The following is a 20,223-nucleotide window of genomic DNA, read 5'->3' as shown; positions in this document are numbered from 1 at the left end:
GACAGTTGCGACCAGGGGACGGATGGGACCGCGCAGTGCGGGGCTACGAACGCCAGGAGAGCCACCGAGCTGACGACGACCACCTCTCGCGGTTCGAAGCCGAGATGGACCGGCTGAAGACCGAGCGGGAGAAGGCCGTCCAGCACGCCGAGGACCTCGGCTACCAGGTCGAGGTATTGCGCGCCAAGCTCCATGAGGCGCGCCGCAACCTCGCGTCTCGTCCTGCCTATGACAGCGCCGACATCGGCTATCAGGCCGAGCAATTGCTCCGTAATGCCCAGATTCAGGCCGACCAGCTGCGCTCGGACGCCGAGCGCGAATTGCGGGACGCCCGCGCGCAGACGCAGCGCATCCTCCAGGAGCACGCCGAGCACCAGGCACGTCTCCAGGCCGAACTGCACTCCGAGGCGAACCAGCGCCGCCTGCGCCTGGACCAGGAGCTGGCGGAGCGCCGGCAGACCGTCGAGGCGCACGTCAACGAGAACGTCGCCTGGGCCGAGCAGCTGCGCGCCCGCACCGAGGCGCAGGCCCGCCGACTCCTCGACGAGTCCCGCGCCGAGGCCGAGAAGTCCCTGGCCGCGGCCCGTGCCGAGGCCACCCGGGTCGCCGAGGAGGCTCGCCAGCGGCTCGGTTCCGAGGCGGAGAACGCCCGCGCCGAGGCCGAGACGATCCTGCTGCGCGCCCGCAAGGACGCCGAACGCCTGCTGAACGCCGCATCGAACCAGGCGCAGGAGGCCACCTCCCACGCCGAGCAGCTGCGCTCCTCCACCTCCGCCGAGTCCGACCAGGCCCGTCAGCAGGCCGCCGAACTGAGCCGCGCCGCCGAGCAGCGGATCCAGGAGGCGGAGGAGAAGCTGCGCGAGGCCCGCGCGGAGTCCGAGAAGGTCCTGGCCGAGGCCAAGGAGTCGGCGGCCAAGCAGCTGGCGTCCGCCGAGTCCATCAACGAGCAGCGCACCCGTACCGCCAAGGCGGAGATCGCGCGGCTGGTCGGCGAGGCCACCAAGGAGTCGGAGGCGCTCAAGGCGGAGGCCGAGCAGGCGCTCGCGGACGGCCGCGCCGAGGCGGAGAAGCTGGTCGCCGAGGCGGGCGAGAAGGCTCGTACGGTCGCGGCCGAGGACTCTGCCGCGCAGCTCGCCAGGGCTGCCCGTAGCGCCGAGGAGGTGCTGACCAAGGCCTCCGAGGACGCCCGGCAGACCACTCGTAAGGCGGGCGAGGAGGCCGAGCGGATCCGCCGCGAGGCCGAGGCGGAGGCGGACCGGCTGCGCGGCGAGGCCGCCGAGCAGGCCGACCAGCTCAAGGGTGCGGCCAAGGACGACACCAAGGAGTACCGCGCCAAGACCGTCGAACTGCAGGAGGAGGCGCGCAGGCTGCGCGGCGAGGCCGAGCAGCTGCGGTCCGAGGCGGTCGCCGAGGGCGAGCGGATCCGCGGCGAGGCCCGCCGCGAGGCCGTGCAGCAGATCGAGGAGGCGGCGAGCACCGCCGAGGAGCTGCTGACCAAGGCGCGGACCGACGCCGACGAAATGCGCACCGCGGCGACCACCGACAGCCAGCGTGTCCGTACGGAAGCGATCGAGCGCGCCACCACACTGCGCAAGCAGGCCGAGGAGACCCTGGAGCGCACCCGCGCCGAGGCCGAGCGGCTGCGCGCCGAGGCCGAGGAACAGTCCGAGGGCGTCAAGTCCGCGGCCGAGCAGGCGGCCGCCGATCTGCGCGAGGAGACCGAGCGCGCCATCGCGGCCCGGCAGGCCGAGGCCGCGGACGAGCTGACCCGGCTGCACACCGAGGCCGAGTCGCGTCTCGCCGCCGCCGAGCAGGGCCTGAGCGACTCCCGCGGCGAGGGCGAGCGGATCCGCCGCGAGGCCGCGGAGGAGACCGAGCGGCTGCGTGGCGAGGCCGCCGAGCGGATCCGCACGCTCCAGGCGCAGGCGGAGCAGGAGGCCGAGCGGCTGCGCAACGACGCCGCCGCCGACGCATCGGCCACCCGCGCCGAGGCCGAGAACGTCGCGGTACGGCTGCGCACCGATGCCGCCACCGAGGCGGAGCGGCTCAAGACCGAGGCGCAGGAGAGCGCCGACCGGCTGCGGGCCGAGGCCGCCGCCGCCGCGGAGCGGGTGGGCGTCGAGGCAGCCGAGGCGCTCGCCGCCGCCCAGGAGGAGGCCAACCGCCGCCGCCGGGAGGCCGAGGAGATCCTCGACTCGGCGCGCAGCGAGGCGAACCAGGAGCGCGACCGGGCCCGCGAGCAGAGCGAGGAGCTGCTGGCCTCGGCCCGCAAGCGGGTCGAGGAGGCGCAGACCGAGGCGCATCGGCTGGTCGAGGAGGCCGACCGGCGCGCCACCGAGATGGTGTCCGCCGCCGAGCAGACCGCCCAGCAGGTTCGGGACTCCGTCAACGGCCTCCATGATCAGGCCGAGCAGGAGATCGCCGGGCTGCGCTCGGCCGCCGAGCACTCCGCGGACCGCACCAGGACCGAGGCGCAGGAGGAGGCGGACCGGGTCCGCGCCGACGCGTACGCCGAGCGCGAGCGGGCCGCCGAGGACGCGGCCAGGCTGCGGGCCAGGGCCCAGGAGGAGACCGAGGCCGCCAATGCGCTCGCGGAGCGGACCGTCGGGGAAGCCATCACCGAGTCCGACCGGCTGCGCGCCGACACCGCCGAGTACGCGCAGCGGGTGCGTACCGAGGCGACGGACGCTCTCGCCTCCGCCGAGCAGGACGCCTCGCGCGCCCGCGGCGAGGCCCGCGAGGACGCCAACCGCATCCGCTCCGACGCCGCCGCCCAGGCCGACCGGCTCATCAGCGAGGCGACGAGCGAGAGCGAGCTGCTGCGCACCGAGGCGGCGGAGACGCTGTCCGGCGCCGAGGCGGCCGCGGCCCGGCTGCGCGCCGATGCCGAGCAGATCAAGGTGCAGGCCGAGGCCGAGGCGGAGCGGCTGCACGCCGGGATCCGTGCCGACGGCGAGCAGATCCTGGACGAGGCGCGTCAGGCCGCCGACAAGCGCCGCGGTGACGCGGCCGCCCAGGCCGACCAGCTGATCTCCGAGGCGAGCGGTGAGGCGGAGCGGCTGCGCGCCGAGGCCGCCGAGACGGTGGGCTCCGCCCAGCAGGCCGCCGAGCGCATCAAGTCCGAGGCCCGGAAGATCAAGGCGGACGCCGAGGCGGCGGCGGAGCTGATGCGTACGGAGGCCAGGGCGGAGGCGGACCGGACGGTGGACGAGGCGCGCGAAGCCGCGGCCAAGCGCCGTGCCGACGCCGCAGAGCAGGCCGACCAGCTCATCAACAAGGCCCAGGAGGAGGCGCTGCGCGCGGCCACCGAGGCCGAGGCGCAGGCCGACACGATGGTGGGCGCTGCCCGCAAGGAGGCCGAGCGGGTGATCGCCGAGGCAACCGTCGACGGCAACTCCCGGGTGGAGAAGGCCCGTACGGACGCCGACGAGCTGCTGGTCGGCGCGCGCCGGGACGCCGCCGCCATAAGGGAACGGGGCGAGGAGCTGCGGGCCCGGGTCGAGGCCGAGATCGAGGAGCTGCACGAGCGCGCCCGCCGTGAGACCGCGGAGCAGCTGAAGTCGGCCGGCGAGCGCGTCGACAAGCTGGTGAAGGCCGCGACCGAGCAACAGGCCGAGGCCGAGGCGAAGGCCAAGGAGCTGGTGTCCGAGGCCAATTCGGAGGCCAGCAAGGTCCGGATCGCCGCGGTGCGGAAGGCGGAGGGGCTCCTCAAGGAGGCCGAGCAGAAGAAGGCCGAGGTGTTCCGGGAGGCCGAGCGGCTCAAGGCGGAGTCCGAGGCCGAGGCCGAACAGACAGTGACGGAGGGCAAGCGGGAGCTCGATGTGCTGGTGCGCCGCCGCGAGGACATTCAGGCGGAGATTTCCCGTGTCCAGGATGTACTCGAAGCATTGGAGTCGTTCGAAGCGCCATCCGGGAGCAACAAGGAGAATGGCGTCAAAGCGGGCGCGACAGCAGGGGTTACACGTTCGAGTGGCAAGTCAGCCGAGGCCTAGCCACTCAAAAGGCTGGACATTCTCCAGTCCAAACGGGCATCCGCTCGATGACACGCCGCTTCGGCCCCTAGGATTCCCCCTATCACCTCACCGGTCTCATTCGACAGGAACCCCATGAGCGACACATCCTCCCCCTTCGGCTTCGAGCTCGTGCGGCGTGGTTACGACCGCGGTCAGGTGGACGACCGCATTACCAAACTCGTCGCCGACCGTGACAGTGCTCTGGCCCGAATCACCTCTCTGGAAAAGCGCATCGAGGAGCTCCACCTCGAGACGCAGAACGCCCAGGCCCAGGTCAGCGACGCAGAGCCGTCGTACGCCGGTCTCGGTGCGCGCGTCGAGAAGATCCTCCGTCTCGCCGAGGAGGAGGCGAAGGACCTGCGCGAGGAGGCCCGTCGCGCGGCCGAGCAGCACCGTGAGCTCGCCGAGTCCGCCGCCCAGCAGGTGCGCAACGACGCCGAGTCGTTCGCCTCGGAGCGCAAGGCGAAGGCCGAGGACGAGGGCGTCCGTATCGTCGAGAAGGCGAAGAGCGACGCCTCTACACTGCGCAGCGAAGCGCAGAAGGACGCGCAGTCCAAGCGCGAGGAGGCGGACGCTCTCTTCGAGGAGACCCGCGCCAAGGCCGCCCAGGCCGCCGCGGACTTCGAGACGAACCTCGCCAAGCGCCGCGAGCAGTCGGAGCGCGACCTGGCCTCGCGTCAGGCGAAGGCGGAGAAGCGCCTGGCGGAGATCGAGCACCGCGCCGAGCAGCTGCGACTGGAGGCCGAGAAGCTGCGTACGGACGCGGAGCGCCGGGCCCGTCAGACGGTGGAGACCGCGCAGCGCCAGGCCGAGGACATCGTGGCCGACGCGAACGCCAAGGCCGACCGGATCCGCAGCGAATCGGAGCGCGAGCTGGCGGCGCTCACCAACCGCCGTGACTCGATCAACGCGCAGCTGACCAACGTCCGCGAGATGCTGGCCACGCTGACCGGTGCGGCCGTGGCCGCCACCGGCGCCCCCGCCGACGACGAGCCGATCTCCCGCGGCGTCCCGGCCCAGCAGTCCCGCTGAGTACGCACTCGTTCATCGGGTACGCCGCATAGTCCGGAAGGACCCGTCAAGCCCCCTGCCACTCCGGTGGCGGGGGGCTTTGCGCGCCTTTAGCGTGGCCGCATGATTGAGCTCGAGGGCCTCACCAAGCGCTTCGGCAGCACCACCGCGGTCGACCATCTGTCGTTCCGGGTGAGACCAGGTGTGGTGACAGGCTTCCTCGGCCCGAACGGCGCGGGCAAGTCGACGACGATGCGCATGATGCTCGATCTCGACAACCCGACCAGTGGCTCGGTGCGGATCGACGGCAAGCACTACCGCGACCTCGAGGAGCCGCTGAAGTACATCGGCGCGCTGCTGGACGCCAAGGCGATGCAGGGCGGGCGGAGCGCGTACAACAACCTTCTCTGTCTCGCCCAGTCGAACCGTATCCCCACCTCGCGGGTCGCCGAGGTACTGGACACCGTCGGACTGACCCCGGTGGCGAAGAAGAAGTCCAAGGGCTTCTCGCTCGGTATGAGCCAACGGCTGGGAATCGCCTCTGCGCTGCTGGGCGATCCGGAGATCCTGATGTTCGACGAACCTGTCAATGGTCTGGACCCCGAAGGAATTCACTGGATCCGCAATCTGATGAGGACTCTTGCCCTGGAAGGTCGGACGATCTTCGTCTCCTCGCATCTGATGAGCGAAATGGCCCTGACCGCCGACCACTTGATCGTGATTGGGCAGGGGCGACTTCTGGCCGACACATCAATGGCAGATTTCATTCACAACAACTCCCGCAGTTATGTGCGGCTGCGTTCGCCGCAGCAGGAGAGGCTGCGCGATGTGCTGCACGAGTCGGGGTTCATTCCGGTCGAGTCGGGCAATGGCATGCTGGAGGTCGACGGCGCGACCACCGCGCAGCTCGGTGAGCTGGCCGCCCGGCATCAGCTCGTTCTGCATGAACTGAGCTCCCATCGTGCCTCGCTGGAGGAGGCCTTCATGCAGATGACGGCGGGCTCGGTCGAGTACCACGCGCACTCGACGGACGAGGGAGCGCCGCCGCCGGTCCAGCAGCCGGGTCTCCAGTGGGGCCATAGCTACCAGAGCAGCAAGGGAGCCTGACCCATGGCCTCGGTACCCGCCGTTCTGCAGTCCGAGTGGACCAAGATCCGTACGGTCTCCTCGACCACCTGGACACTGGTGAGCGCGCTCGTCGTCACTGTCGCGATGGGCGCCGCGCTCAGCGCGCTGCTGAAGTCGACGTTCGACGATCTGCCGCGGGAGGAGCAAATCACCTTCGACCCGACCTTCATCAGCTTCTCCGGGATGATCCTGGGCCAGCTCGCGATGGTGGTCTTCGGGGTTCTGGTGGTCGGTACGGAGTACAGCTCCGGCATGATCCGTACCTCGCTCGCCGCCGTACCGCAGCGCGCCACCTTCATGTTCAGCAAGATCACGGTGGCCACGGTGCTGGCGCTGGTGGTCGGCCTGGCGACCAGCTTTCTCACCTTCTTCCTGGGCCAGGCGCTGCTGGGCGACCTCCGTACGGACATCGGCGCGGACCATGTGCTGCGCGCGGTCGTCGGCGGCGGGCTCTACATGGGGTTGATCGCGCTCTTCTCTATGGGCGTGGCGACGATGCTGCGCAGCTCGATGCTCTCGCTCGGCATCCTGATGCCGTTCTTCTTCCTGGTCTCGCAGATCCTCGCGTCCGTGCCGAAGGCGAAGACGGTCGCCCGCTACTTCCCCGACCAGGCCGGCTCCAAGATCATGCAGGTGGTGCCGGACGCCATGGGCAGCGACACCGCTCCGTACGGGCCGTGGGGCGGGCTGGGGATCATGGTCCTCTGGGTGATCGCGGCGCTGCTTGGCGGTTATCTGGTGCTCAAGAAACGGGACGCGTAGGCAAAGCCGACACCATAGCGTTACGGCTTGGCCGGAACCGTCAAGGCACCGTTATCCTCCTAACTCTTACGGGGGCGTGCGGCCGGATGGCCTGGGCCCCGACGACCCGAAAGTCGATGGGGCTGGAGAATGATCGAGGCAGTCGGCCTGACAAAGCGCTATGGCGCCAAGACGGCCGTGTACAACCTTTCCTTCCAGGTACGGCCCGGCGCCGTCACCGGGTTCCTCGGCCCCAACGGCGCCGGCAAGTCGACCACGATGCGCATGATCCTCGGGCTCGACCAGCCGACCGAAGGCCATGTGACCATCGGCGGCCGCACCTTCCGACAGCTGCCGAACGCGCCCCGCCAGGTCGGTGCGCTCCTCGACGCCAAGGCGGTGCACGGCGGCCGCAGCGCGCGCAACCACCTGCTCTCGCTGGCGCAGCTCTCCGGCATCCCGGCCCGCCGGGTGGACGAAGTGCTCGGTGTCGTCGGTCTCCAGGAAGTCGCGAAGAAGCGCTCCAAGGGCTTCTCGCTCGGTATGGGCCAGCGGCTCGGCATCGCGGCCGCGCTGCTCGGCGACCCGCAGGTGCTGCTCTTCGACGAGCCGGTCAACGGCCTGGACCCGGAGGGCATCCTCTGGGTCCGCAATCTGATGAAGCAGCTGGCCTCCGAGGGCCGTACCGTCTTCGTCTCCTCGCACCTGATGAGCGAAATGGCGCTCACCGCCGACCAGTTGATCGTGATCGGCCGCGGGCAGCTGCTCGCAGACATGAGCGTCAAGGACTTCATCTCGCACAACTCCGCGGACTTCGCGCGGGTGCGGACGCCGCAGACCGATCCGCAGCAGCGCGAGAAGCTGTCCGCGGCGCTGACCGAGGCCGGCGGGCAGGTCATGTCGGAGCCGGACGGCGCGCTGCGGGTCACCGGGCTGCCACTGCCGCAGATCAGCGATCTGGCGCACACCGCGGACGTACGCCTGTGGGAGCTGTCGCCGCACCAGGCCTCGCTGGAGGAGGCGTACATGCGGATGACGCAGGGCGCTGTCGACTACCGCTCGACGGCGGACGAGAAGTCGGGGCTGATGCAGCAGCAGCCGATGGGCTACTTCCCGCCGCCGCAGCAGATTCCCGAGGTGCCGCAGCAGGGCTGGTACGCCCCGCCGCCGCCCCAGCCCGGCCAGAACCCTTACGCCGGAGCCCCCGGAGCCCCCGGAGCCCCCGGAGCCCCCGTGGCCCCTGCCGCGCCCGCCGCTCCTTCAACCCCCGCAGCTCCGCCCGTCGTGCCCCCGGCCGCTGCCGCGCCCGCCGACCTGACCAAGCCCGAGGACCGCCGATGACCACCCCGTACCAGCAGCAGGGCGCACCCGCCGCCGCGTACTCCTCGCCGATTCCGGTGCGCAGCGCCAACCTCGGCGACGCGCTCGCCTCCGAATGGACCAAGATCCGGTCCGTGCGTTCCACGATGTGGACGCTCGGCGTCATGATCGTGCTGATGGTCGGCATCGGCGCGCTCTCGGCGGTGGCCGTCTCCGCCTCGGACGCCGATCTGGGCGATCAGTCGATCCTCTCGCTCGGCTTCTTCGGCGTACTGCTCGGCAGCATCTGTGTGATCACGCTGGGCGTGCTGACCATCGCGTCCGAGTACGGCACCGGCATGATCAGGACCACGCTCACCGCGTGCCCGAGCCGGGCCCGGGTGCTGACCGCCAAGGCGATCGTCTTCTTCCTGCTCGTCTTCGCGCTCACCACGGTGATCACCGCGCTCGTCGGCGCGCTGCAGATCGCGATCGTGGGCCAGGGCTCGTCCACCGGCGAGGAGTGGTTCCGCGCCACGGTGGGCGTCGGCCTCTATATCGCGACGCTCGGTCTGCTGTCGCTCGCCGTCGGCACCCTGATCCGCCACTCGGCGGGCGCGATCACCATCATGATCGGTGTGGTGCTGCTGCCGCTGGTGCTGGCCATGTTCATGTTCTCGGATTCGCTGCGGGATCTGCAGCAGGCACTCTTCGAGTACTCCATCCCGAATCAGATCGGCGTGCTCTACGACACCGCCGTGACCGAGTCGGGCCCGGCCGGCTGGGACCCGCTGTGGATCGCGCTCGGCGTGACGGCGGTCGCGCTGGCCGGCGCATACGCCTCGCTCAGCACACGCGACGTGTAACGGCCTCAGTACTTCGGCGCGTTACGGGACCGCTGCACCCGCGTGGTGCGGCGGTCCTTCGCGTTCCAGCACGCCTTGTGCCAGTGCCGCCGGTCGTCGACGCCGCCGTGCTCGGGCCAGGCAACCACATGCGGCATCCCGGACGGGATCTCCTGATCGCAGCCGGGGCAGCGGTACCGCTTGCCCGCGGCACTTGCGCCGGCCACATGGCGCACCGACCACTCCTCGCCCTGCCAGGACTCGCTCCGCCCGAGGCCGCCGTACCTCTCGCCCGGCTCGCTGGTTTGCTCGGTCGGCTTCTCGCCGCCTCGGGGGCGGTTGCGGCGCGGGGACACGTGACACCTCATGGGGCAAGTCCGGACAGTTCCTCTTCCAGCCTACGGTCCACAGTCCGGGGTACATGCCCTGTACGGCGTGAGACCGTGGCACCCATAGGGGCCAGTTACCGGAAAATCGCAACAACTTCACGATGGGCCGTGCCTATGGCACGTGTCAGACGTTGTTGCCAGTAGGGGGAGTGACGCGTCGGCCGCAAGGAGGCAAAAGGCGATGCGCGTGGGAACGTTTGTACTGGCGGCCCAATTCCCGGGCCAGGGGCAGGGGGAGGCACTGCACCGGGCCGTGCGGTCCGCCGAGGTCGCGGAGGAGTCCGGCCTGGATTCCGTCTGGTTGGCCGAGCACCATTTCGTGTCGTACGGCGTGTGCCCCTCGGCCGTGACACTCGCCGCGCTGCTGCTCGGCCGCACCCGGCGGATCCGGGTCGGCACTGCGGTGAGCGTGCTGCCGAGCGCCCATCCGGTGGCGCTGGGTGAGCAGGCGGCACTGCTGCACCTCACCACCGGCGGGAGATTCTCCCTCGGGGTGGGAAGGGGCGGGCCCTGGGTCGATCTGGAGGTCTTCGGCTCGGGCCTGGACGCGTACGAGAAGGGCTTTCCCGAATCCCTGGACCTGCTGCTGCGCTGGCTGCGCGAGCCCCGGGTCGCCACCAACGGGGAACGATTCACCTTCCGTGAAGTCCCGGTCGTCCCCAGGCCGGACGAGCTGATCGGCGGCCCGCCCGAGGGCCCCGAAGTGATCGTCGCCTGTACGTCCCCCAAGAGCGTGCAGCTCGCCGCCGAACGCGGGCTGCCGATGCTGCTCGGGATGCACTGCGACGACGAGGAGAAGGCGGAGATGGTCGCCCTCTGGCGTACGCACGCGCTCGCCGCGGGCCGCTCTCCCGAGGAGGTCGAGGACGCCGGACACGTGTCGGCCGGAGTGGCCCAGATCGCGGACCGCCGGGCCGAGGCCACGGAGACTCTGGTGAAGGCGATGCCCGGCTGGCTCAAACAGGGGCTGGACGCCCATGTGACCGTCGACGGCCGGCGCCGCGCGATGCGGGACCCCGTGGGATACACGGAACTGCTGTGCGGGCTGCACCCGGTGGGTCCGCCACGACTCGCGGCGGACCGGATCGCGGCCACCGCCGAACGTACCGGCATCACGCGCTTCGCGCTGCTGGCCGAGGGCTCGGGCGATCTGGCGGCCACGGAGGAGAATGTGCGGCGTCTTGGCACAGAGGTCCTGTCGCTGCTTGTCTGAGTCAGCCGTACGGGAGGTGCTGCCGCTCCGACACCAGTAGCACCTCCCGCAATGCGGAGCGGCAGCAAAAGACTTCAGCAGTCGCGGAGTCCGGGCGACTGGTTGAGCAACTGGGCCCGGACGGAGGTGAAGCGGGCGAGCCGCTCGTCAACCGAGGAGTCCAGCGGGAACACCGCTACGCGGTGGCAGTTCTGGAATGCCAGGCGCACTCCGAAGTGCCGCTGCAGAGCACCGCGAATAGCGTCACTCGCGAGTGCGCGCAGCAGCTGACCACGTGCCTGCTCGTCCGGCGGGGGCGTCTGGTTGTCGGCGAAGTCGCCGCCGTCCACCTTCAGCTGAGCCACCAGAGAACTGATCATCTCCCATGCGAAGGGCAGGGAGGTCCGGACGCAGTCGACGAAGACAGCTTCGTCGACCTCGCCTCGCTCGGCCTGTTCCAACAGCGCCGGTGAGACGTCGAGCGACATGGGTTCTCCTCTCGCGGCCCCGATGAACGGGGCCTTACGGGCAGGGAAGGAGGACACCGGACGACGGCGTCGCACGAACGACGTACGACGACGCAGAGTGCACGACCGACAACCTCCTGCTTCCACGGTAAGTGCGCTGACCGGAGGGCACCAGGAGATTGGGAACACAACCGGCCAAATAACGAAGGGGGCTTCCGGGGGCGAATCGCGCGCAACTGCTTCCGTCGAGTAGCGTTGCCGACCATGCGTCTTGTCATCGCCCGCTGCTCCGTGGACTACGCCGGCCGGCTCACCGCCCACCTGCCCTCCGCCCCCCGTCTGATCCTGGTCAAGGCAGACGGCAGCGTCTCCATCCATGCGGATGACAGGGCGTACAAACCACTGAACTGGATGTCCCCTCCCTGCACTCTGAAGGAGGGCGACGACAGTGTGTGGACCGTCGTGAACAAAGCGGGCGAGAAACTGATCATTACGATGGAGGAAATCCTCCATGACTCGTCGCACGAGCTCGGTGTGGACCCCGGCCTCATCAAGGACGGCGTGGAAGCCCACTTGCAGGAGCTGCTCGCCGACCGCATCGAGACACTGGGCAAGGGCTACAGCCTGATCCGGCGCGAATACCCCACGGCCATCGGCCCGGTGGACATCCTGTGCCGGGACTCGGACGGCGCGACGGTGGCGGTGGAGATCAAGCGGCGCGGTGAGATCGACGGCGTGGAACAGCTCACGCGCTATCTGGAGCTGCTGAACCGGGACCCGCATCTGGCGCCGGTGAAGGGCGTGTTCGCGGCGCAGGAGATCAAACCGCAGGCGCGGGTGCTGGCGACGGACCGCGGGATCGGGTGTGTGGTGCTCGACTACAACGCGCTGCGCGGGATCGACGACGACAAGCTCAGGTTGTTCTGACCGTCACGAGAAGAGTGCGTGAGTACGGCCCCGGGCGGCAATGCCGTCCGGGGCCGTGCTGCATCAACTGAAGGTCAGATCACCGGCGAGCCGGCGGTGGAGCCGGACGGTTCGGACGACGCGGACGACCCGGGGGCGCTGCTGTTCGTGACGGGGGCGCTGGCCGAGTCCGGTGTCGACGGGGTGGGCGTCGGCGTGGTGGACGGAGTAGTGGACGGCGTGCTCGAAGGCGAGGAGGGGGACGGAGTGGGGTGGCTCGACGATGAAGGGGTCGGCTTCGTCGTCGGCCTCGTCGGGGGCTTGCCCGACGTCGACGGCCTGCCCTCCGGCGTCGCCGAACTCGACGACGGCTTCCCGCCCGGCGTGGACTGCGCACCCGATGAAGAGGTCGCGCCCGGCGTCACCTTGTCCGGGTCCTTCGGGTCGCCGCCCCCGCCGCCGGGGCTCTTGGTGGAGCCGTCGGCCGGCTCGTCCGCGTCCAGGCCGTTCTGCGAGTCGTCCTCGTTCGCGGACTGGCCGTTCCTGACCTTGTTGCCAGGGGCATCGTTGTTGTCGGAGGTCGCGCCGAGCGTCACCACCGTGCCGAGCACGGCGGCGAGCAGCGCGCCCGCCCCCGCGGCAACGAGGTTGCGCCGGGCACCGCCGAGGAGCGAACGGCCGCGGCCCGGCCATGTGCCGCCCGCGGGCCTCTCGCGCCGCGACACAGTCGCCGCAGGCTCGTCCGCGGACTTCCGCAGACCCACAGAACCCGGTCCCGAGACCTGTCCCAGCCGCGAGAGCGGCACGGCTGCCGGTACGCCTCCGGGCGGCGACGCCGACTCCTCGTAGCGCGCGGCCGGCACCTCCTCGCCCGCCGGGGTGCGTCCGCCGGGCACCGGGCCGCCCGCGCGGTCCGCAACAAGCGCCAGCGCCCTGCGACCCGCGACGGTGCCGCGCTTGTCGGCGAGCGCCCCGCGCATGCCGATCGAGGCCTCCAGCTCGGCGCGCGCCCGCTCCAGGCTGCCGTTGCAGAGCGCCAGAACGCCCAGTTCATGGTGGAAGTACGCCTCTTCGGCCACTTCACCCGCCAGCCGGGCCGCTTCCGAGCCGACCCGCAGGGCCCGCTCCCAGGCGCTCCAGTGCTGCCCGGCCGCGAAGGCGGGCGCGGCGCTGCGGGCCAGCAGCACGGCCGTGCTGGGGTGTCCGGACTCCTGGCCGGGCACGAGCGCGGTCAGCGCCGCGAGTACGGCGTCCGCCTCGGCCACGGCCCGCTCGGGCGTCACCGAGGGATGCCCGGCCCACCAGGCGTAGTGCTGGGCGGCGGTGTGGGCGTGAGCCGCCGCGTCACTCGCGTAACCCTTCTCCGTCAGCTGCGCGATCACACCGGCCGCCAGCCGGTAGCGCGCGCCCACCGGGGTGAGCAGCCCGCAGCTCATCAGCTCGCCGATGGCGGCGTCCGCGTGTGTGTCCCCGACAAGTGCCGGCAGGTGCGCCTGGTGCGGGACCTCGCCGCCGAGTGCGACGGCGAAACGCAGGGTCTGGCGGGCGGACTTGCTCAGCCGGGAGGCGAGCAGCGCGGCGGGCGCGGCACCCTCCGCCAGGCTCGGCAGCGGTACGTCGCCCCCCTCGACGCGCTCGGCGGGCGTGTACGGGTCGAAGTCCTCCGGGTCGGCACGCAGGGCGTCGCACTGCCGCAGCAGCGCGCCCGCCTGTACGAAGCGCAGCGGCAGGCCCTCGGACTCGAACCAGAGGTCGCCCGCCCAGTTCGCCTCGTCCTCGGTGAGCGGCCGTTCCACGGCGCGCTGCAGCAGCTCCAGCGAGGCGCTGCGGCCGAGACCGCCGAGGAAGACCTCTTCGAGGTGTGAGTCCGCGGCGGGCGCGGCGACGTCGGGTGTGGCGGCGACCAGGAAGGCGCATTCGGGTGCGGCGTCCAGCAGCTCGCCGAGCGCGGCGCCACCGAACTCCAGGTCGTCGAGGAGGACGATCGCACCGATGTCACGGACACGCTCGAGCAGCCCGGCCTGGTCGGGCCGGTGCCGAGGAGCCTTGTGGACGACGGCGTAGAGCGCGTACAGCAGCTCGGTGGGGGTGCGGTTGTGGCCGCTGAGGCGTACGACGCCGTCGGGCGCGAGATCCGCACACTCCTCCGCGACGGTGTCGAGCAGTGCGCTGCGTCCGGAGCCCGCGGGGCCGGTGAGCCGCACCGAGCGGCCGCGGCCCAGCAGCCGTACCAGCCGCCGGCGCTCCTCGTCGCGCTCCAGCAACGGGAGCCGCGGGGCGGGAGGCCCTGCCGGTAGGGGCGGCTGCGCCGCGCGCTGCAGCTCGGTGCGTTCGGCGGCGGTGTGCCGGGCCGGCGACGCGGGCCGCTCACCCGGCGGGCAGGGCTCGATCTCGCTGCCGTCGACGGGATTGACGGTGAGCAGAAAGTCGCCCGAGACGAGTTGGACGGTACGGGCGAGCGTCGGCGCGGACTGTCCGAAGTCCGGCGTGCTGGCGTCGCGCGGCGTGCGGGCCTGGCCCGCGCCCTCGCCGAAAGTGTCGTTGTCCATGGTCCAAGCCCCCCAGATGCGCTTCGCTTAGCTTCGTCCCCGCCAAGATCATTTGAATTCCTGGAGGCGGAGCCGCGTGCGGATGTGTCCCTCCCGGCTTTCTGCACGCCCCGCTGTAGCTTCGGTCCGGTGCCCACCGCATGGGTACGTCGAAACGGCGGGCGACCGAACCTTAGACCTTCGCTCAGTATCTATGCACCAGGGGGGTGCCGACCCGCCCGTGACGTCACAGTCTCGTGAGGATTGCGAGCGTCATAACGGTTCACACCCGAGGAAGCGTTTCGGCCGCGATGCCGCCTTCGATGGCAAGGATGCGATGCAGCCGGGTGGCCACCAGTAGTCGCTGCATCTGCGGGGGGACTCCGCGCAGCACCAGTCGGCGGCCGCACCGGCCGGCCCGGCGGTGTGCGCCCATGATGACCCCGAGCCCGGTGGCGTCCCAGGAGTCGAGATCGGTCAGGTCGAGCACCAGGTCGCCGGCTCCGCTGTCGACGGCCGAGTGCAGGACCGTACGGGCGTCCGCCGCGCTGCGGACGTCGAGGCGGCCCCCGACGACCAGCTCGGCGTGGTCGCCCCTGATGTGCATATGCGCTCCCCGAGAGTGCTTCATGCCCTGTGTCTGTCTGTGCTGACTGTCTGCTTCTGTCTTGTTCCGTCTTGCAACAACTGACTGCCGCACGGGCAGAGCGGTTGCTGCTTGTGAGCGAACCGATACCGAATTCACCCCGACGGGTGATACCAAAACGGTCGATGAGGGTCAGTGCTTGTAGAAGCCCTGCCCGCTCTTGCGGCCGATGTCACCGGCATCCACCATCCGGCGCATCAGCTCCGGCGGCGCGAACTTCTCGTCCTGGGACTCGGTGTAGATGTTGCTCGTGGCGTGCAGCAGGATGTCCACGCCGGTGAGGTCGGCGGTGGCGAGCGGCCCCATGGCGTGGCCGAAGCCCAACTTGCAGGCGATGTCGATGTCCTCGGCGGACGCTACGCCCGATTCGTACAGCTTCGCGGCCTCGACGATGAGCGCCGAGATCAGGCGCGTCGTGACGAAGCCTGCGACATCGCGGTTGACGACGATGCAGGTCTTGCCGACCGACTCGGCGAACTCCCGCGTGGTGGCGAGCGTTTCGTCGCTGGTCTTGTAGCCGCGCACCAGTTCGCACAGCTGCATCATCGGGACGGGCGAGAAGAAGTGCGCGCCGACGACCCGCTCCGGACGCTCCGTCACTGCCGCGATCTTCGTGATCGGGATGGCGGAGGTGTTGGAGGCGAGGACGGCGTCGTCCCGTACGAGCTTGTCGAGCGTACGGAAGATCTCGTGCTTGATCTCGAGCTTCTCGAAGACCGCCTCGACGACGATGTCCGCGTCGGCGACGGCATCCAGGTCGGTGGTGGTCGTGATACGCGCCAACGCCGCGTCGGCGTCGGCCGCTTCCAGCTTGCCCTTGGAGACGAACTTGTCGTACGAGGCCTTGATGCCGTCCCTGCCGCGGGTCAGGGCCGCGTCGGTGACATCACGCAGCACGACCTCCCAGCCCGCCTGGGCCGAGACCTGCGCGATACCGGACCCCATGAGTCCGGCCCCGATGACGGCGAGCTTCCTGGCCACTGCGGCACTCCTTAACACCCGTTTACATGTGGACTCTCTGCGGGAGGTTAGCGCCCGTGAGGGGCCGTGTGGCGGTGAAGAGATACGCGTCACGTCTCGAATGACGGACATCACACTGGTACGGCCGATCAGGCTTCCCGGACCGCGTACTTGAGCACCTTCTCCCCCGGCACGTCCTCCATGTCGTCGAGGAGGTCCAGGGACTCGCGGGAGACCTCGTCGGGTTTACGGCCGGCCACCATCTCCCGGCCGATCACCCCGAGCAGAGTGGTCTGCACCCAGCAGAGCTGACCGGTGATCAGCGTCGGCAGCTGATCGGCGGGGTCCGCGCCGGTCTCCTCGCGGGGACACGACCCGATCTCATCGGCTTCGTCCTCGGGGCCGTACTGGCCGTCGCGCCGGCCTCGCTCTCGTACGCGCCGGCGCTGAGGCTGTCGACACTTCATGCCGTTCCGCTATCCGGTGGACGCGGTGCGGGCCGGATATGCGGGCGACTACGCGAGTACGGCGATGCTGTACGGCGTACTCATGGCGGTCGCCTTCGTGCTCGGGTCCGTGACGGTCGGCACACGTGCCTTCCGCAGGGCAGGCGCGTAACTAGGCTGGTCGCATGGTCAACCTCACGCGCATCTACACCCGCACCGGCGACCAGGGCACGACGGCCCTCGGCGATATGAGCCGGACGGTCAAGACCGATCTACGGATCGCGGCGTACGCCGACGCCAACGAGGCCAATGCCGCCCTGGGCACGGCCATCGCGCTGGGACAGCTGGACGCGGAGGTCGTACAGGTCCTTGTCCGCGTCCAGAACGACCTCTTCGACGTGGGCGCGGATTTGTGCACCCCCGTGGTCGAGGAGCCGGAGTATCCGCCGCTGCGGGTCGAGCAGTTCTACATCGACAAGCTGGAGGCGGACTGCGACCGCTTCAACGAGGAGCTGGAGAAGCTGCGCAGCTTCATCCTGCCGGGCGGTACGCGGGGGGCGGCGCTGCTGCACCAGGCCTGCACGGTGGTACGGCGCGCGGAGCGCTCGACCTGGGCGGCGCTGGAGGTGCACGGCGACATCATGAACCCGCTGACGGCCACGTATCTCAACCGCCTCTCCGACCTCCTGTTCATCCTGGCGAGGACCGCGAACAAGGAGGTCGGGGACGTGCTCTGGGTGCCCGGCGGCGAGCGGTAGGCCACTGTCCCGGGGCGCCGCCCCGGGACCCGTGCCGCACACGCCGGCGAGGCTTGAGTTTCCTAGCGCTCGACGCGGACCCGTTCGCGCTCCGCCACCGGGGCCTTCTTCGGGAAGAGCGTGTAGCTCCCGGCGATGATCACGTTGATGCCGATGACGAAGAGCATCTTCTGCTGCCACATGCGCAGCGAACCGACGTCGCCGTCGCCGCCGACGTACCAGATCGCGGCCTGCAGCAGGCCCATGGCGACCACCGCGGCGACGGTCCAGCGGATGGCCGTCCGCCACTCGTGGATCATGCGAGCGGTGCCGTACTTCGGCGGCTTCACGGGCGGCGGGCCGCCGGCGAAGCGGTGCGCGACCCGGGCGTCGACCCATTTGATCGTCTGGTGGCCCAGACCCACGGTGAAACCGATGTAGACCGCGGCGAGTCCGTGCTTCCAGTCCGGTGCGGCGCCGTTCTTGAGGTCGATCGCCGTCACGACCAGCAGGACGACCTCCAGCAGCGGCTCGCAGAGCAGCACGGCAGCGCCCAGAAGTGGCATCTTCGCCAGGTAGCGCAGGGCCAGTCCGGCGGCCAGCAGCACCCAGAAGCCGACCTCGCAGATCACGATCAGCGTGACGATCACAGCACTCTCCCTTCCTTGTGGCCCCACACTTCCGTCCGTACGGCGGGGATTCGTCGTCGGCAGTGACGAAGTGGCACTGCATCCTTCGATGTAGTCGGCCTTCACCCGCGACGTGGAGGCCCGCGTGCCGCCCGCCGTGTTTGATGGGTCTGTGACCGCTCTCCCCCGCCCCCACCGCGACGATGTGCTCATCGCCGTGGCCGGCTTCCTCGGCGGCCTGCTGCTCTGGTCGCTGGGCCTGGACAGCCGTGGGGGGCACGGTTTCGACCCGCGCGCGCTCGCGCTGCTGCCGCTCGCGGTGATGAGCGGGGCGGGGCTGCTGCGCCGGACGATGCCGAACACCGCGCTGACGATCGGCTGCCTGGCGATGCTGGCCGACCCGTTCACCGCCGGGAACGTCGCCACGATCGCGCTGTTCACGGACCTGGTGTACGCGGCGGTCCTCTACGGCACTCCGGCCGCCGCTCGCCGTATCCCCGCCGTCTCCATGGTGGCCACCGCCGCCGTCACCGTCACCGCACTTGTCGTCTTCCAGGATGCGCAGGCCGTGCTGCTCGGTCTGCTCTTCGCGGTGGTCACGGTGGCCCCCGCCTGGACCGGCGTGAGCGTACGCACCCACCGTGACGCCGCCGAGGCGGCCCGGCTGCGCGCCGAGCAGACCGCACTGCTCGCCGAGATCGACCGCACCCAGGCGGTGACTGCCGAGCGCGCCCGGATGGCCCGCGAGCTGCACGACATGGTCGCCAATCACCTTTCGGCGATCGCCATCCATTCCACGGCCGCGCTCTCCATCGACGATCCGAAGACCTCCCGCGACGCTCTCGGCGTCATCCGCGAGAACAGCGTCGACGGCCTCGCCGAGATGCGGCGGCTGATCGGGCTGCTGCGGGACAGCGGCGGCGGAACGGAGCCGTCCGCCGTGCCGAGGCTTTCCGGGGTGGACGCGCTGCTGGAGCAGGCACGCACGAACGGCGCCTCCAGCGGGATGGAGTTCACACTCACCGACACCCGCGCGGAGAACTTCCCGCTGCCCGCGCCGGTCGAACTCGCGGCGTACCGCATCATCCAGGAGTCCCTGACCAATGCGCTCAAGCACGCCTCTCCCGGGGGGATCACGGTCGCGCTCGGCCGGGACGGGCAGATGCTGACGGTAGGCGTCACCAGCCCGTACGGGGACGGGCCCGGACCGCGAGCCCCCGGTTCGGGGGCCGGTCTGGTCGGTATGCGCGAGCGCGTGGCGCTGCTGGCGGGGACCTTCGACTCCGGGCCGGTCACCACCGCGGACGGAGCCAGGATCTGGCAGGTACGGGCGGAGCTGCCCCTCGATGAAGGGAACGGGAAGGCATGACGATCCGGGTACTGGTCGCGGAGGACCAGAGCGCCGTACGCGCCGGGCTGGTCCTCATCCTGCGCAGCGCGCCGGACATCGAGGTGGTCGGTGAGGCGGCGGACGGCGAGGAAGCGGTACGGCTCGCCCGCGAACTGCGCCCGGATCTCGTACTGATGGATGTCCAGATGCCGCGGCTTGACGGGGTGTCGGCGACCCGGCTGGTGGTCGCCGAGCAGCTTGCCGACGTCCTCGTGCTGACCACGTTCGATCTGGACGAGTATGTCTTCGGGGCGCTTCGAGCGGGGGCCGCGGGCTTTCTGCTGAAGAACACCGAGGCCAACGACCTTCTCGAGGCGGTGCGCACAGTGGCGCGCGGCGAGGGGCTCATCGCGCCGGCCGTCACCCGCCGGCTGATCGCGGAGTTCGCGACGCCTCAGCCCGTACGATCCGCGGACGCGCCCGACCCCGCGATCCTCGACCCACTCACCAGACGCGAGCGCGAGGTGCTTTCATGCATCGGTGAGGGGATGTCGAACGCCGAGATCGCGGGCCGGCTCGGCATGGCGGAGGCCACGGTGAAGACCCATGTGAGCCGGCTGCTGGGCAAGCTGGCGCTGCGCAGCCGGGTCCAAGCGGCCGTACTGGCACAGGAGTTGGGCATCTGACCGGCGGCCGACCCGCCGCCCGGCCCATCTCCGACCCGCCTCCGACCCGCCGTCCGATCGGCACCTCACCCGCAACCCGGCCCGCATCTGATCCCACCCCCTTCCCCACCCGCCACAGCTTTGGTCTGGACCTATTGACGATTGGTCCAGACCTTCCTACTCTCACCGCACACGCTGCGGAGAGCCGTCGCAGGGTGCGCAGTTCACGGACCACCCCGAATGTCCGTCCGCAACTCGAGGAGCACCCCTTGAGCACCCAAGCCCCCCTGC

18 protein-coding genes and 1 pseudogene are annotated in these 20,223 nt (G+C 70.4%); 12 read left to right on the top strand and 7 right to left on the bottom strand.

Annotated features, from left to right (window positions below):
- Window positions 1–35: 35 nt before the first annotated feature.
- The 6 genes from scy (at window position 36) to OG735_RS29275 (ending at window position 9,058) form a co-directional block, all read left to right on the top strand.
- Window positions 36–3,992, top strand: coding sequence for a polarized growth protein Scy (gene scy / locus OG735_RS29300; RefSeq protein WP_327326131.1), 3,957 nt, complete (start codon window positions 36–38; stop codon window positions 3,990–3,992).
- A 114-nt stretch (window positions 3,993–4,106) separates the two neighbouring features.
- Window positions 4,107–5,045: a cellulose-binding protein gene (locus OG735_RS29295; protein ID WP_327326130.1), complete on the top strand. Its 939-nt coding sequence runs from the start codon at window positions 4,107–4,109 to the stop codon at window positions 5,043–5,045.
- A gap of 102 nt (window positions 5,046–5,147) precedes the next feature.
- Window positions 5,148–6,131 carry an ABC transporter ATP-binding protein gene (locus OG735_RS29290; protein ID WP_327326129.1) on the top strand — a complete coding sequence of 328 codons (984 nt, stop codon included), beginning with the start codon at window positions 5,148–5,150 and terminating at the stop codon, window positions 6,129–6,131.
- 3 nt (window positions 6,132–6,134) lie between these two features.
- Entirely contained in the window at window positions 6,135–6,914 is a 780-nt protein-coding gene (locus OG735_RS29285; protein ID WP_327326128.1) for an ABC transporter permease, read from the top strand.
- Window positions 6,915–7,043: 129 nt separating this feature from the next.
- Complete coding sequence (locus OG735_RS29280) at window positions 7,044–8,234, top strand: ABC transporter ATP-binding protein (RefSeq protein WP_327326127.1); 1,191 nt, start codon at window positions 7,044–7,046, stop codon at window positions 8,232–8,234.
- On the top strand, window positions 8,231–9,058 hold the full coding sequence (locus OG735_RS29275) for an ABC transporter permease subunit (RefSeq protein WP_327326126.1): 828 nt from the start codon (window positions 8,231–8,233) through the stop codon (window positions 9,056–9,058). Before OG735_RS29280 ends, OG735_RS29275 begins: the two co-directional genes overlap by 4 nt.
- Window positions 9,059–9,063: 5 nt before the next feature.
- Here the strand turns inward: OG735_RS29275 and OG735_RS29270 are convergent, their stop codons facing one another.
- Complete coding sequence (locus OG735_RS29270; protein WP_327326125.1) at window positions 9,064–9,393, bottom strand: ATP/GTP-binding protein; 330 nt, start codon at window positions 9,391–9,393, stop codon at window positions 9,064–9,066.
- A gap of 214 nt (window positions 9,394–9,607) precedes the next feature.
- Here OG735_RS29270 and OG735_RS29265 point away from each other — a divergent pair, with 214 nt between their 5' ends.
- Window positions 9,608–10,639 carry an LLM class flavin-dependent oxidoreductase gene (locus tag OG735_RS29265; protein WP_327326124.1) on the top strand — a complete coding sequence of 344 codons (1,032 nt, stop codon included), beginning with the start codon at window positions 9,608–9,610 and terminating at the stop codon, window positions 10,637–10,639.
- Between the two features lie 74 nt (window positions 10,640–10,713).
- Here OG735_RS29265 and OG735_RS29260 read toward each other — a convergent pair whose 3' ends face one another.
- A complete protein-coding gene (locus tag OG735_RS29260; protein WP_327326123.1) occupies window positions 10,714–11,106 on the bottom strand; it encodes an SCO5389 family protein in 393 nt (130 codons plus the stop codon).
- Between the two features lie 243 nt (window positions 11,107–11,349).
- Here OG735_RS29260 and nucS point away from each other — a divergent pair, with 243 nt between their 5' ends.
- The gene (gene nucS / locus OG735_RS29255; RefSeq protein ID WP_327326122.1) at window positions 11,350–12,012 is read left to right on the top strand and encodes an endonuclease NucS; all 663 of its coding nucleotides are present in this window, start codon (window positions 11,350–11,352) and stop codon (window positions 12,010–12,012) included.
- A gap of 74 nt (window positions 12,013–12,086) precedes the next feature.
- Here the strand turns inward: nucS and OG735_RS29250 are convergent, their stop codons facing one another.
- The 4 genes from OG735_RS29250 to OG735_RS29235 form a co-directional block, all read right to left on the bottom strand.
- Entirely contained in the window at window positions 12,087–14,540 is a 2,454-nt protein-coding gene (locus OG735_RS29250) for an ATP-binding protein (protein ID WP_327326121.1), read from the bottom strand.
- 262 nt (window positions 14,541–14,802) lie between these two features.
- Complete coding sequence (locus tag OG735_RS29245) at window positions 14,803–15,126, bottom strand: STAS domain-containing protein (RefSeq protein WP_327328499.1); 324 nt, start codon at window positions 15,124–15,126, stop codon at window positions 14,803–14,805.
- 171 nt (window positions 15,127–15,297) lie between these two features.
- A complete protein-coding gene (locus OG735_RS29240; RefSeq protein WP_327326120.1) occupies window positions 15,298–16,146 on the bottom strand; it encodes a 3-hydroxyacyl-CoA dehydrogenase family protein in 849 nt (282 codons plus the stop codon).
- Between the two features lie 128 nt (window positions 16,147–16,274).
- Window positions 16,275–16,592 carry a hypothetical protein gene (locus OG735_RS29235; protein WP_442812509.1) on the bottom strand — a complete coding sequence of 106 codons (318 nt, stop codon included), beginning with the start codon at window positions 16,590–16,592 and terminating at the stop codon, window positions 16,275–16,277.
- On the opposite strand from OG735_RS29235, the pseudogene OG735_RS29230 reads away from it, so the two are divergent.
- Both OG735_RS29230 and OG735_RS29225 read left to right on the top strand, forming a co-directional pair.
- Window positions 16,585–16,743: pseudogene (locus OG735_RS29230) on the top strand (ABC transporter permease); the annotation flags it as partial. The gene OG735_RS29235 and the pseudogene OG735_RS29230 overlap by 8 nt on opposite strands.
- A 13-nt stretch (window positions 16,744–16,756) precedes the next feature.
- Window positions 16,757–17,329, top strand: a complete 573-nt coding sequence (locus OG735_RS29225; RefSeq protein WP_327326119.1) for a cob(I)yrinic acid a,c-diamide adenosyltransferase — start codon at window positions 16,757–16,759, stop codon at window positions 17,327–17,329.
- Between the two features lie 62 nt (window positions 17,330–17,391).
- On the opposite strand, the gene OG735_RS29220 is transcribed toward OG735_RS29225, so the two are convergent.
- Window positions 17,392–17,958, bottom strand: coding sequence for a hypothetical protein (locus tag OG735_RS29220; protein ID WP_327326118.1), 567 nt, complete (start codon window positions 17,956–17,958; stop codon window positions 17,392–17,394).
- Between the two features lie 151 nt (window positions 17,959–18,109).
- Here OG735_RS29220 and OG735_RS29215 point away from each other — a divergent pair, with 151 nt between their 5' ends.
- Window positions 18,110–19,306 (top strand): sensor histidine kinase, encoded by a 1,197-nt coding sequence (locus OG735_RS29215; RefSeq protein ID WP_327326117.1) that lies wholly within the window; start codon window positions 18,110–18,112, stop codon window positions 19,304–19,306.
- Window positions 19,303–19,953 carry a response regulator transcription factor gene (locus OG735_RS29210; protein ID WP_327326116.1) on the top strand — a complete coding sequence of 217 codons (651 nt, stop codon included), beginning with the start codon at window positions 19,303–19,305 and terminating at the stop codon, window positions 19,951–19,953. The genes OG735_RS29215 and OG735_RS29210 overlap by 4 nt, the downstream gene beginning before the upstream one ends.
- The last annotated feature ends 270 nt before the right edge of the window (window positions 19,954–20,223 follow it).

Origin of the sequence: Streptomyces sp. NBC_01210 (genome assembly GCF_036010325.1) — a bacterium.
Lineage (GTDB): Bacteria > Actinomycetota > Actinomycetes > Streptomycetales > Streptomycetaceae > Streptomyces.
The sequence above is the reverse complement of the archived record's forward strand: the minus strand, read 5'-3'. Positions and strand labels throughout refer to the sequence as shown.

Coding starts and splice junctions, on each gene's coding strand:
- OG735_RS29210 (WP_327326116.1), top strand. CDS start 19,303: ATGACGATCCGGGTACTGGTCGCGGAGGACCAGAGCGCCGTACGCGCC.
- nucS (WP_327326122.1), top strand. CDS start 11,350: ATGCGTCTTGTCATCGCCCGCTGCTCCGTGGACTACGCCGGCCGGCTC.
- OG735_RS29265 (WP_327326124.1), top strand. CDS start 9,608: ATGCGCGTGGGAACGTTTGTACTGGCGGCCCAATTCCCGGGCCAGGGG.
- OG735_RS29260 (WP_327326123.1), bottom strand. CDS start 11,106: ATGTCGCTCGACGTCTCACCGGCGCTGTTGGAACAGGCCGAGCGAGGC.
- OG735_RS29290 (WP_327326129.1), top strand. CDS start 5,148: ATGATTGAGCTCGAGGGCCTCACCAAGCGCTTCGGCAGCACCACCGCG.
- OG735_RS29250 (WP_327326121.1), bottom strand. CDS start 14,540: ATGGACAACGACACTTTCGGCGAGGGCGCGGGCCAGGCCCGCACGCCG.
- OG735_RS29225 (WP_327326119.1), top strand. CDS start 16,757: ATGGTCAACCTCACGCGCATCTACACCCGCACCGGCGACCAGGGCACG.
- OG735_RS29285 (WP_327326128.1), top strand. CDS start 6,135: ATGGCCTCGGTACCCGCCGTTCTGCAGTCCGAGTGGACCAAGATCCGT.
- OG735_RS29280 (WP_327326127.1), top strand. CDS start 7,044: ATGATCGAGGCAGTCGGCCTGACAAAGCGCTATGGCGCCAAGACGGCC.
- OG735_RS29295 (WP_327326130.1), top strand. CDS start 4,107: ATGAGCGACACATCCTCCCCCTTCGGCTTCGAGCTCGTGCGGCGTGGT.
- OG735_RS29235 (WP_442812509.1), bottom strand. CDS start 16,592: ATGAAGTGTCGACAGCCTCAGCGCCGGCGCGTACGAGAGCGAGGCCGG.
- OG735_RS29245 (WP_327328499.1), bottom strand. CDS start 15,126: ATGCACATCAGGGGCGACCACGCCGAGCTGGTCGTCGGGGGCCGCCTC.
- OG735_RS29275 (WP_327326126.1), top strand. CDS start 8,231: ATGACCACCCCGTACCAGCAGCAGGGCGCACCCGCCGCCGCGTACTCC.